Source organism: Cupriavidus sp. SK-4, from assembly GCF_000611125.1.
Taxonomy (GTDB): domain Bacteria; phylum Pseudomonadota; class Gammaproteobacteria; order Burkholderiales; family Burkholderiaceae; genus Cupriavidus; species Cupriavidus necator.
This window is the reverse complement of sequence record NZ_JFJW01000150.1, coordinates 160-10,995: the sequence shown is the minus strand read 5'-3', so window position 1 is coordinate 10,995 and position 10,836 is coordinate 160. Positions and strand designations below refer to the sequence as shown.

Here is a 10,836-nt window from a genome sequence, read left to right as displayed (position 1 = left end):
ATGGCGGCCAACTGGGCGATTTCATGGCAAGCTATCTGCGGAACAGGACACTACGCCAGGGCAGGTCGTGGGGATTTGACCGCAGCCAAGTCCGACGACATATCCTCGCCCCATGCGGCGGAGCGATATATCACGACGTGACAGGTCTGGTGGGATCCGCCGATGCGCCGCCGACCGCACATACACGCACCAAAGCCGGACTTTCTTGATCTGGCGCAGGAAGCCCCGCCTGCTGCGCAGGGAAAATTGCTCTCGATGCAAGCACAGCCATGCACGCGCTGGCCGCCGGGCCACCACCCGGCTTCCACCACCGGTAGCCCCCGATACCACCATGTTCCGAACCGATCCTCCAGCCGCCAGCGCCACGGCGGCCTCCGGCGCTGCCGGCCTGCCGGCGCTGCGCGACCGCCTCTCCACCCGTATCATCTCGCTCTCGCTGGCCGTGCTGCTGGTGGTGCTGGGCATGATTGCCGGCACGCTGTGGCTGTCATGGAAGCTGGAAGGTGCGGGTGCCGCCATCAATGACGCCGGCAGCCTGCGCATGCGCGCCAACCGCGTGGCGATCGAACTGACGCTGGCACAGGCGCGCCAGGACAATGCACTGGCCGAACAGGTGCAGGCACTGGACGCCACCCTGGCCCTGCTCCGGAAAGGCGACGCGGCGCGCCCGCTGTTCCTGCCGGACGAACCCGCCATCCATGCGCAGATGACCCGTGTCACGCAGGACTGGCAACAACGGCTGCGCCCGCTGGCGGTGGCCGGACCGGGCAACGATGCCGTGCCGGCACGCTATATCGCCGCGCTGCCCGGCTTCGTCGCGCAGGCCGATCGCCTGGTCGGCATGATCGAGCATGACAGCGCACGCAAGACCGACTGGCTGCGTGTGTCGCAGATCGCGCTGGCGGCAATGGCGTGCGTGGGCACCGTGGCCGTGATCTACCTGCTCTACCTGTGGATCATCCTGCCGGTGCTGCGGCTGCAGGACGGCCTGCGGCGCATGGCGGCGCGCGAATTCTCGCTGCGCCTGCCGGTGGAAAGCCGCGACGAGTTCGGCACCCTCAGTGAAGGCTTCAACCGCATGGCCGGCGAACTGCAGGGGCTGTACCACGACCTGGAGGCGCGCGTGGCGCAGAAGACCGCGGAGCTGGAGCGCCAGAACCGCGACCTGGAGACGCTCTACGACATGGCCGCCTTCCTGAACCAGGCCGCCGATGCCGAGGCCATGGCGCGCGGCTTCCTGGATCGCGTGATGCGCCAGTTCGATGCCGATGGCGGCAGCGTGCGCGTGCTGGACAGCCGCCACGGCAGGATGCACCTGCTGGCAGCCGCCGGCCTGCCGGCCGCGCTGGCCGAATCCGAATCCTGCGCCGCGGCCAACGCCTGCCATTGCGGCGACGCCACGCGCGAGGCCGTGGTCGCCATCGTCGACCTGCGCGCGGCGCAGCGCCAGGGCGCCGCCGGGGATGCCACGCCCTGCAGCCGCAACGGCTTCCAGTCGCTGGCGGCCTTCCGCATCGAAAGCCAGCGCGGCGCCACCGGCGTGTTCGCGCTGCACTTCCGCACGCCGCGCGCGCTGCCCCCGTCAGACCGCCAGATGCTGGAAACACTGGGCCAGCACCTTGGCACCGCGCTGGAACACCTGCGCCTGTCCGCGACGGCGCGCCAGCTGGCGGTGGTGGAAGAGCGCAACCTGGTGGCGCAGGGCCTGCACGACAGCATTGCCCAGGGCCTGAACTACCTGAACCTGCAGGTGCAGCTGCTGGACGCCGCGGTCGAGCGCGACGACCTGGCCGAGACCCGCGAGCTCGTGCCGATGCTGCGCCACGGCGTAGAAGAGAGCTACCAGGACGTGCGCGAACTGCTGAACAACTTCCGCTCGCGGCTCGGCACCGGCGAGCTGCGTCCGGCGGTGGAAGAGACCGTGGGCCGCTTTCGCCGGCAATGCCGCACCGAGGCCACGCTCTCCATCGACGAGAGCGGCGGCGCCTGGCCGTTGGCGCCGGAGCAGCAGCTGCAGGTGCTGTTCATCCTGCAGGAGGCGCTCTCCAATGTGCGCAAGCACGCCATGGCGGCGCACGTGGCGGTGGCGCTCAGCCACGGCCGCGATTTCCGGCTGGTGGTGCAGGACGACGGCGAGGGCTTCGACCCTGAGGAAATCGCCACGCGCGCCGAAGCGCATATCGGCCTGAACATCATGCGCGAGCGCGCGGCGCGGCTGGGGGCGCAGCTGCACGTGCGGGCCCGCCCCGGCCACGGCGTGCGCATCGAGCTGGTGCTGCCCGCCGGCCGCTCCTCCGGCGCCCGCGAGCTCGCCGACACCCGCCCCGCCCCCACGACCACCGAGACCCAGCCATGACCATCCGCATCCTGCTGATCGACGACCACACCCTGTTCCGCTCCGGCATCCGCGCGCTGCTGCAGCGGCAGGCCGATTTCGAGATCGTCGACGAAGCCGCCGACGGCGTGGAAGGTATCAAGCGCGCCAAGCAGCACCGCCCCGACGTGATCCTGCTGGACCTGAACATGCCCGGCCTGTCCGGCCTGGAGGCGCTGCAGCTGCTGGTGGAAGACCTGCCGCAGACCGCCGTGATCGTGCTGACGGTGTCTGAAGAAGCCGAGGAACTGGCCGCCGCGCTGCGCGGCGGCGCGCGCGGCTACCTGATCAAGAATATCGAGACCGAGGCGCTGATCGCCGGCATCCGCCGTGCCGCGGCCGGCGATCCGGTCATCTCCGACAGCATGACCGCCAAGCTGGTGGCCCAGTTCCGCGCACCCGCACCGGTGGCCGCGGCGCGCCAGGATGAAGCGCCACGGCTGACCGCGCGCGAGCGCGAGATCGTGCAGGGCCTGGCGCGCGGCGAGAGCAACAAGGAGATCGCGCGCGACCTGGGCGTGGCGGAAAGCACGGTGAAGATCCACGTGCAGAACATCCTGAAGAAGCTGAACCTGGCCAGCCGCGTGCAGGTGGCCGTCTATGCCGTCGAGCACGGGCTTAACGCAGCGTGCTGAACGCGGCGCAGTGTCCGCCACGACAGCCCTGCATGTGCCCCCCACACCCCAGCGTCGTCCGATTCCTACACCGATATCAGCCCTAGTCCGGGGGGATGCCGGCGCCCCCTGATCTAGGCTGAACAGTAAGCAGTTGGCTCTCCGAGGCCACCCCGGTCCGGAAGCCCCCGGCTTGCGAGATCCACAAACAAGGAGCACGCCATGGGAATCGGCACCATCCTCCTGATCATTCTTGTCCTGCTGCTGCTCGGCGCACTGCCGGCCTGGCCCTACAGTTCCGGCTGGGGCTACTGGCCTAGCGGCGGCCTGGGCCTGATCGTCCTGATCGTGGTGCTGCTCGTGGTGCTTGGCCGGATCTAGTGCTTCCCGGCCAGCCTGCGGGCGATGCACGCCGGCACGCGCACGCAGCGGCGCCGGCGCGGGGCTACCCTTGTCGCTGTCGCGCCGGCGCCCTATAACGAAGCGCGGGCGTGTGTTACCGCATCGCCCGGTTCCTTCCCATTTCGCAAGGAGACTCAGATGCCAGCCAAATCCAAGGCGCAACAGCAGGCCGCGGGAGCGGCGCTCTCCGCAAAGCGCGGCGAAAAGAAGGCCGGATCGCTCAAGGGACCTTCCCGCTCGATGTATAAGTCGATGAGCGAAAAGGAACTCGACAAGATGGCTTCGACCAAGACCAAGAGCCTGCCGAAGCACAAGTAAGACAGTTGATCGTCAGGCTTGCTCTCTCTCCCGCACGTGGAGAGAGAGCAAGCCCCAAGCGGTCTGCCACCTGCTTATCTGGCACCGCCCTTCTTTCCCCCGACTCTCCTCCTCACCGACCCGCCGCAATGGCCCGGCAGCCGTCTTGCCAGGGCGCTGCGCGCCAGCCGGATCGACTCCGCCAGCGCCAGCCCGAATCCCGCAACGCTGCCCAGGTCCTGTTCCACCCGCTCGCGCAGGAAGGCGGCCCAGGAGAAATCGCCGGCAGCGCTGCCAGGCTTGCGGTAGGCCCCGGCCTCGCGCGCAAAGGCCGCCAGGCTGCGATAGGGATCGTCGCGCATGCCCCGCACGGTGGACGGCAGCGCCTTCGGGCCCAGCAGCTTGCCGTGCTCGTCATAGGGATGGACATGGCCAAGATGGCGCATCCGTTTCCAGAACGCCGACGCGCTCAGGCGGCTGAAGTCATGCAGCACACGCACGGGTGCCTGCTCGTAGCCGAGATCCAGCCACGCCCGCGCCCAGTGATGATGATCGACGATATAGAGGCCCCCGCCCGGCCCGGCCACGGTCTTGATCCGATGGCGGCGCATGAAGCGCCGCAGGGCCTGGTGGTCGTCCGGGTTCGCGTGGCGCTGCGTGACATCCATCTTGTAGCTGACGTGGGCATAGCCCAGCGTGAGCTGGGTAGGGCGCAGGCGGGCCAGTTCGGCAATGGCCTTGCCTCGCGGGCTGCGCGGCGCGCGGTGTTCAGCGCTGTCGGCCGCGGCAGCGCGGCGCTCAGTCGTTCTCGGCACGCTTCTGGTCAACGAAGTGCTCAAGCTCGCTGCCCGGGTCTTCGTTGCCAGTGCTCTCTTCGGCAACCGCCTCGCGTGCGAGCGGGCGCGGCCAGTATTCACCCTCGCCGCCGCGTACGGGCTCGCCGTGGCGGGCGGGATTGAAATCCGTCCACTGGCCGCATTCCCAGTTGCCTTGCGCGCATTCCAGCCCGCTCGCCCCGGCTTCGCGCAGCACGTCCACGGCAACGGAATCGAGGCCGTTGTTGACGCATGCCGCCAGCATGACGTGGTCCACCGCGCCGCTGTCCGACGCACTGTCCTGCCCCACCGACATGATGGATACGTCCCACACGGAGAAGCCGCGTGAGAACAGGGTCCGTGCCACGTCTTCGGCGCTGGCAATCGAATCGAAACGTCCGGCTACGATCGATGACATGATGACTGACTCCCATTGATGGTGGCGATGGTCATGACTGCTGTCATCCACATTGCAAGAGCCACGCCTGCGCCCACTGTGCGGCACGCCGCGCGCACGGCCTGCATGGCGCGCGCGCCGGCGTGCAATATTTGCAAAGGCGGCCCCGGAACTACATGCCTCGCCCTGACTCCTCAGCCATTGACGACCTCGCCGCCGTTGATGTGCAGTATCTGCCCGGTGATATAGCTGGCTGCGTCGGATGCCAGGAACACAAAGCCCGCCGCCACCTCGAACGGTTGCCCCGGGCGGCCCATCGGCGTCTTCCTGCCAAACTCGGCCACTTCCTCCGCGGTGAAGGTCGACGGGATCAGCGGTGTCCAGATCGGGCCCGGCGCGACGCCGTTGACACGGATGCCGCGCTCGACCACCTGCAGCGCCAGGGAACGCGTGAACGACACGATCGCACCCTTGGTGGCGGAATAATCCAGCAGGTGCTTGCTGCCGCGATACGCGGTCACCGAAGTGGTGTTCAGTATTGACGCTCCCGCCTTCAGGTGCGGCAGCACCGCGCGCGTCAGGTGGAACATCGCGAACACATTGGTGCGGAAGGTGGCCTCCACCTGGCTGGCGTCGACCTCTTCCAGCGAGGCCTTGGGGTGTTGCTCGGCGGCGTTGTTGACCAGGATGTCGAGCTTGCCGTACTGCTGCAACGCCTGTCGCGCCACGGCCTCGGCATGCGCGCGGTCGGCGAGGTCGCCGGCGATTGCCAGGCATTTGCGGCCCGCCCCCTCCACCAGCTCGACGGTCTCGCGCGCATCGGCATGCTCATCGAGATAGGCGATGGCGACATCGGCGCCTTCACGCGCAAAGGCCACCGCAATGGCCCGGCCGATGCCGCTGTCGCCGCCTGTGATCAGCGCCGCGCGCCCGCGCAGCCGGCCGCTGCCGACATAGTCGTCGGCGCCGCTGTCCGGCTGCGGCCGCATGGCGGACTCCAGGCCAGGTTGGCGCGACTGGTGCTGGGGCGGGATGCTGGTCGGTGTGGACATGGCTGGCTCCTGTCTGCGCGGCCGCGTCCGCGGCCCTTGCAGGTGCCGCGCAAATTCCATGCCGCAAACGGCGAGCCCGGGCCAGGCCGCGGCAGCCGCGTCGCGGCCGCGGACCGCGGCCGTGGCTGACACGCCACCCGTAACCCTTACATCGTCCGGCAATCCTTACAGCGCCCCGGGCGGCCAGCCCGCCTAGCCCCGCGCGCGCCTCGGGGCACGGATATTGCGGCCATTGCAGGCATGAACGTCACCGGCCCGGCGCGCCTGCGGCAGTTGCCGCACGGGCCTGCCGCACCAGGCAGTGCGGCGGAGGACGCCCGGGCCCCACAGCCAGGAGGCAACCATGTTCAACTTCCGCAACGAGCGCAGCCGCAGCGGCCCCCGCAGCGGCACCGAAACGCAGCGCCGCGAGCGCAGCCCGGCGCAACGGACGCGCGACCAGGGCCGGGGCAGCGGCTCGGAGGACTGGGGACAGGAATGGGGTGAGGACTGGCGCGGCGAGAGCAGCGGCCAATCCGCGCCTCCAGGCCGCGACAGCGAGTCTGCGCGCCATGGCGGCCCGTGGTACCAGCAGGACACGCCTGCCGGCCAGCGCCGCGGCAGTTGGGGCGAACAGGGCTATGGCGCGGCCGATACGGGCGGCACCGGCCATCCGTACAGCAGCGGCTACGGCGGTTACCGGCCGGCCCCGCAGGACAGCGGCTATCGCAGCGAAGAACGCGAATCGGGCTATGGCTACCGCGATGAAGACCGCTTCGGCCCGCGCGGACGCCGCAGCGAACTCAGCGATGAGGATGAACCGCGCCAGCCTGGCCGCGGCTGGCACGGCGGTGAAGAAGACTGGGGTGAACGCGGCGGCCGCGCCATGCACTGGCGCGAAGGCATGGAACGCGACCGCGCGCAGCGCGCCGGCCAGCCGAGCTATGGCGGCGGCTATTTTGGCGATTCCGGCAGCGGTGGCCAGTCGTACAGCGGCGGCCAGCGTGTGTATCCGGATGATCCGGGCTACCGGCGCCACGCGCCCTATGCGGGCCAAGCGGGAGCGCCAGGCGGCCAGCGCGCCGGGCGCCGTCCGGTTGGCCCCAAGGGCTACCGCCGCGCCGATGAGCGCGTACGCGAGGATGTGTGCGAACGCCTGGCGATGAACCCGTATGTCGATGTCCACGACGTCAGCGTGGAAGTGGCCAACGGCGTGGTGACGCTGGACGGCACTGTGCGCGAGCGCCGCGAGAAGTACGTGATCGAGGACATTGCCGATGCCGTGTTCGGCGTCACCGAGGTGGACAATCACCTGCGCGTGCAGCGCCAGCCAGGCGCCGCGTGGGCCGCGGGCTCCGAGGTCGGCGGCGACGATGCGGCCGGCACGGATGCTGCGGGGATCTCGCCCGAGCGCACGCTGAACAAGAGCTGATGCGCCCGCGCCGCCAGCCTCGCAAGCTGCGCCCGGGCAGCAAGCTGATGGTGCCGCTGGATGCCCTGCATCCCACTCAGATCACGGTAGGCGGCTACCACGTCGCGCAGAAGGTCCATGTCACCCGGCGCGTGCCGCCGGAGGACCGCGCCGCGTTCCTGGACCGGCACCGCGTACACCTGGTGATCGGTCCGGAACAGTCCCTGTACGTGGTCGATCACCATCACTGGGTGCGCGCCTGGCACGATCTCGGGCTCACCCATGTGCCGGGCGTGGTGCGCGCCGACCTGAGCGACATGGACGTGCCGGCGTTCTGGCGCCACATGGTGGCCGAGCACATGGTCCACCCTTACGACGAGCACGGGCACCGCCGTCCGCTGACGGAACTGCCTGCCGGCATCCACGACATGCGCGACGACCCGTATCGCAGCCTTGAGGCCTTCGTGCAGCTGGCCGGCGGCTATCGCAAGGTCAAGACCGCCTATATGGATTTTCGGTGGGCCGACTATTTCCGCCGCCACGTGGCGGGCCCGTTCGACACCCCGCATCACTTTGCCATCGCGCTGGCGCAGGCGTTCCGGCTGGCGCACGCCGCGGGCGCGCGCGGCCTGCCGGGCTATATCGGCCCATTGGGGTGCTGAGCGGGTTCAGCCGTCCTGGCCTGCTGCCATCGACATGGCACAAGCCACGCTATTGCGCGCCGGATACCGCCGCCGGAGCGCTGGCGGACTCGGCCTGCGGCATGCCCAGCTCGTCGGTGGGCGCCTGCGGCGCGGGCCGCTCCGCAGGCGGCTCGGCGCGCTCGGCGCTGACCGGGCCGGCCCGCGCGACGGTAATCATCTCGCGCAGCCAGTTGACCAGCAGGCTGCTGTAGCCGCGCTGGCTTTCCTCTTCCGTCAGGCCGTGGTCGGCACCCTTGATCACGCGGTAGGTCATGGAGCTGGCGTGCACGCAGGCATCCACGTAGCTCATCACCGCGGCGTGCGGCACCACCTGGTCGTGCTCGGATTCGATCACCAGCACGTCGCCGGCAAATTCCGCGCAAGCGCGCAGTGCGCGATTGCTCTCGGGCGGCACCACGCTGCGCCGGTAGGCCACCAGGTCCTGTTCGCGATGCAGCTGGCGCTTGGGCAGTTCCCAGCCCGAGTCCATGTACAGCGCCGGCGCGCGGAACGCCATCCAGCGCACCTGGCGCAGCGTGCTCAGCAGCGCGGCCAGGTAGCCGCCGTAGCTGCTGCCCACCACCGCGATGGCGTTGCGGTCCACTTCGGGCTGGCGCACCAGCACATCGTAGGCTGCCACCACGTCGGCCAGGTTGCGCATGCGGCTGACCGTCTCGTATTGCGCCTGGGTGCCGGCGTGCCCGGTCAGGTCGAAGGTCAGGCAGACACAGCCCAGCCCCGCCACCTTGCGCGCGCGGGCCAGGTACTGCTGCTGGCTGCCGCCCCAGCCGTGGACAAACAGCACGCCCGGCAGCCTGGTTTGCGGGCTGATCAGGGTGCCGGCAATGGTGCCGCCTTCGCTTTCTATCTGCAGCAGGTCTTCATGAGTTGCCATCGGATTCAGGCTCCAGTCGTGCGTATTTGGTCAACGGACCGGCGTGCCGGTCCTCTCCCTGGAAGTAGATCTCGGCGTCGTCCGGCACGCGCACGCCCTTGCCATAGACCTCGCGCGTGGCAGCCACCACGCGGGCGCGGCGCGGGTCCTCGCGCAGCGCGGCCAGCGCCGCCAGTTCGGCGCCGGTCGCGCCGCCCACACGCCAGGACTGTTCCAGCACGCCCCCAAGCACTTGCCCGTGGCCGGCGCTGCCCGCGGGCGGGCCGAAGGCGACGTCGTAGTTGCAGCGCGACAGCACCATGCCCCCGGCATCGCCATAGCAGGCCAGCGCGGCTTCGTGGTACACCATCGCGGCCCGCACCGCGGCCAGCGTGCGGGCGTCGAACGGATGCTGCAGCAGCGCCTCGAGGCCGCCGCGCACCATCGTCAGCGTCGAGCCGCCATAGACCTTCTGCCCGTGATTGTTGGCAGTGAGCCCTTGCGTGCCGCAATAGCTGGCCCGCAGGCCCGCCAGTTCCACCTGCCCCACGCTGTAGGTCTGCGGCGCGTCCAGGTCGCGCTCCGCCACCAGGCCATGGGCTTGCACCACGTCGGGCGCCATCGCGGCGAGCGCCTCGTCCAGCGAGCGTTCGTCGTGCACCACGCGCTGGCCCAGCCCGCCGACGCCACACGGTTCCTTCAGCCGTACCGGCCCCAGCGCCAGCAGGCGCATTGCCGCAATCCGCGCATCGCTGAGCGTGAAGGCGGTAAAGCCCGGCAGGGTCGCGCCCACCACGCGCCGCACAAAGTCCTCGGACCAGCCCCGCGGCGCTGCGGCGCCGGGCGCCACCAGGCCGTGCGTGATCGCCTTGGTGGCCACGAAGGCGTAAGGCACCACGCCGCCAAACAGGTCGCCCGCGTCCCGCACGCCGAGGTCCTGGGCCAGCTTGCGCCCCACCAGCGTCTGCGCGGGCACCAGGTATGGCACAGGCAGCCCCGCAGCGGGCGCGGCGTAGGCGCCTGCAAAGGCAAGACCGGCGATGTCAGCGACCTTGCGGGCAATATTGGCAAGGGTCGTGCCATGGTGGCTGTCGGCCTTGCCCAGGGTCTCGCAGCCGTAGACCATCACCGCGCGGCTGCGCGCCGGCAGGTTGCCCGGGGCGGCGCGTTTTCGATGCGTTGTCTTACTCGGTTCGGACACGGGCGGCTCCTTGCTGGCGGCTCTCGCTCGATGGGGTGGGAGGGGCCGCATGGGCTAAGAGCTGGGTGCCACGGTGGGTGAGCGGCTCCCGGCATCGCTGCCGGCCAGCCGGCGCCCGCGCGCTGCGCGTGCCTGCCGCTTGGCGGCGTGGTTCTCGCGCGCCTCGTCCAGCGAATGGCTCGACTTGATACCGTCTTCCTTGTCAGCCAGCTCGGCCAGGTGGCGATAGAAGGTCACCAGCTGGCGCAGTTCTTCCTCGTCCAGGTCTTCGATCGACACCAGCATATTGCTGGCTTCGCGGTGCGAGGCAAGCAGTTCATTGAGCTTCAGGTGGACCGCGACTGCGTCCTTGTTTTGGCTCTGCTGGATCAGGAACACCATCAGGAAGGTGACGATGGTGGTGCCGGTGTTGATGACCAGTTGCCAGGTTTCGGAATAGGAAAATAGTGGGCCGGTGATGGCCCATGTGGCTACCACGCCGACGGCCAGCACGAATGCGACGGGTGAACCTGCCTGGCGCGTGGCCGCGCCGGCGAAGCGGTCGAAGGCATGCAGCACGCTGGAGTGCTTGCCGGAACCGGGGCGATGGTCAATGCCTGGCGGGATTGGGCTGGATTTGTTCATTGTTGGCGCTCCCACAGAGTTGTGGCTTGTTTGTGATTGGCGTCATTTGGTTGGTTTATGGCGCTTGGCGGGGCGTGGCTCTTTAGCTTGGTGCCATGCGGTCGGTTTTCGCC

At 69.3% G+C, this 10,836-nt stretch carries 12 protein-coding genes; 6 read left to right on the top strand and 6 right to left on the bottom strand.

Annotated elements, in window-relative coordinates:
- The first annotated feature begins 331 nt into the window (after window positions 1–331).
- The 4 genes from CF68_RS29860 (at window position 332) to CF68_RS29850 (ending at window position 3,708) form a co-directional block, all read left to right on the top strand.
- Window positions 332–2,356, top strand: coding sequence for a type IV pili methyl-accepting chemotaxis transducer N-terminal domain-containing protein (locus CF68_RS29860; RefSeq protein WP_035826089.1), 2,025 nt, complete (start codon window positions 332–334; stop codon window positions 2,354–2,356).
- Window positions 2,353–3,009 carry a response regulator transcription factor gene (locus CF68_RS29855; RefSeq protein WP_035826087.1) on the top strand — a complete coding sequence of 219 codons (657 nt, stop codon included), beginning with the start codon at window positions 2,353–2,355 and terminating at the stop codon, window positions 3,007–3,009. Before CF68_RS29860 ends, CF68_RS29855 begins: the two co-directional genes overlap by 4 nt.
- Before the next feature lie 201 nt (window positions 3,010–3,210).
- On the top strand, window positions 3,211–3,369 hold the full coding sequence (locus CF68_RS36690) for a DUF3309 family protein (RefSeq protein ID WP_013953922.1): 159 nt from the start codon (window positions 3,211–3,213) through the stop codon (window positions 3,367–3,369).
- A gap of 159 nt (window positions 3,370–3,528) precedes the next feature.
- Window positions 3,529–3,708: a DUF3008 family protein gene (locus CF68_RS29850; protein ID WP_035826085.1), complete on the top strand. Its 180-nt coding sequence runs from the start codon at window positions 3,529–3,531 to the stop codon at window positions 3,706–3,708.
- 74 nt (window positions 3,709–3,782) lie between these two features.
- Here the strand turns inward: CF68_RS29850 and CF68_RS29845 are convergent, their stop codons facing one another.
- The 3 genes from CF68_RS29845 to CF68_RS29835 form a co-directional block, all read right to left on the bottom strand.
- Entirely contained in the window at window positions 3,783–4,502 is a 720-nt protein-coding gene (locus CF68_RS29845; RefSeq protein WP_035826083.1) for a ParB-like protein, read from the bottom strand.
- Window positions 4,486–4,920, bottom strand: a complete 435-nt coding sequence (locus CF68_RS29840) for a hypothetical protein (protein WP_035826080.1) — start codon at window positions 4,918–4,920, stop codon at window positions 4,486–4,488. Before CF68_RS29840 ends, CF68_RS29845 begins: the two co-directional genes overlap by 17 nt.
- Before the next feature lie 173 nt (window positions 4,921–5,093).
- On the bottom strand, window positions 5,094–5,951 hold the full coding sequence (locus tag CF68_RS29835; RefSeq protein ID WP_035826078.1) for an SDR family oxidoreductase: 858 nt from the start codon (window positions 5,949–5,951) through the stop codon (window positions 5,094–5,096).
- Window positions 5,952–6,294: 343 nt separating this feature from the next.
- Between CF68_RS29835 and CF68_RS29830 the strand changes: the two genes are divergently transcribed.
- Window positions 6,295–7,362 carry a BON domain-containing protein gene (locus CF68_RS29830; RefSeq protein ID WP_035826076.1) on the top strand — a complete coding sequence of 356 codons (1,068 nt, stop codon included), beginning with the start codon at window positions 6,295–6,297 and terminating at the stop codon, window positions 7,360–7,362.
- Entirely contained in the window at window positions 7,362–8,003 is a 642-nt protein-coding gene (locus tag CF68_RS29825; RefSeq protein ID WP_035826074.1) for a ParB-like protein, read from the top strand. The genes CF68_RS29830 and CF68_RS29825 overlap by 1 nt, the downstream gene beginning before the upstream one ends.
- 49 nt (window positions 8,004–8,052) lie before the next feature.
- Here the strand turns inward: CF68_RS29825 and CF68_RS29820 are convergent, their stop codons facing one another.
- The 3 genes from CF68_RS29820 to CF68_RS29810 are packed head-to-tail and all read right to left on the bottom strand — an operon-like array spanning window position 8,053 to window position 10,723.
- Window positions 8,053–8,919: a S9 family peptidase gene (locus CF68_RS29820; protein ID WP_035826072.1), complete on the bottom strand. Its 867-nt coding sequence runs from the start codon at window positions 8,917–8,919 to the stop codon at window positions 8,053–8,055.
- Window positions 8,906–10,099 (bottom strand): DUF3182 family protein, encoded by a 1,194-nt coding sequence (locus CF68_RS29815; RefSeq protein WP_035826070.1) that lies wholly within the window; start codon window positions 10,097–10,099, stop codon window positions 8,906–8,908. Before CF68_RS29815 ends, CF68_RS29820 begins: the two co-directional genes overlap by 14 nt.
- Window positions 10,100–10,153: 54 nt before the next feature.
- Complete coding sequence (locus tag CF68_RS29810; RefSeq protein ID WP_035826068.1) at window positions 10,154–10,723, bottom strand: low affinity iron permease family protein; 570 nt, start codon at window positions 10,721–10,723, stop codon at window positions 10,154–10,156.
- Between the last annotated feature and the right edge of the window lie 113 nt (window positions 10,724–10,836).

Excerpts from the sequence above, each read along its gene's own strand:
- CF68_RS29810 (WP_035826068.1), bottom strand. The coding sequence starts at position 10,723 with ATGAACAAATCCAGCCCAATCCCGCCAGGCATTGACCATCGCCCCGGT.
- CF68_RS29840 (WP_035826080.1), bottom strand. The coding sequence starts at position 4,920 with ATGTCATCGATCGTAGCCGGACGTTTCGATTCGATTGCCAGCGCCGAA.
- CF68_RS29830 (WP_035826076.1), top strand. The coding sequence starts at position 6,295 with ATGTTCAACTTCCGCAACGAGCGCAGCCGCAGCGGCCCCCGCAGCGGC.
- CF68_RS29855 (WP_035826087.1), top strand. The coding sequence starts at position 2,353 with ATGACCATCCGCATCCTGCTGATCGACGACCACACCCTGTTCCGCTCC.
- CF68_RS29825 (WP_035826074.1), top strand. The coding sequence starts at position 7,362 with ATGCGCCCGCGCCGCCAGCCTCGCAAGCTGCGCCCGGGCAGCAAGCTG.
- CF68_RS29835 (WP_035826078.1), bottom strand. The coding sequence starts at position 5,951 with ATGTCCACACCGACCAGCATCCCGCCCCAGCACCAGTCGCGCCAACCT.
- CF68_RS36690 (WP_013953922.1), top strand. The coding sequence starts at position 3,211 with ATGGGAATCGGCACCATCCTCCTGATCATTCTTGTCCTGCTGCTGCTC.
- CF68_RS29860 (WP_035826089.1), top strand. The coding sequence starts at position 332 with ATGTTCCGAACCGATCCTCCAGCCGCCAGCGCCACGGCGGCCTCCGGC.
- CF68_RS29820 (WP_035826072.1), bottom strand. The coding sequence starts at position 8,919 with ATGGCAACTCATGAAGACCTGCTGCAGATAGAAAGCGAAGGCGGCACC.
- CF68_RS29850 (WP_035826085.1), top strand. The coding sequence starts at position 3,529 with ATGCCAGCCAAATCCAAGGCGCAACAGCAGGCCGCGGGAGCGGCGCTC.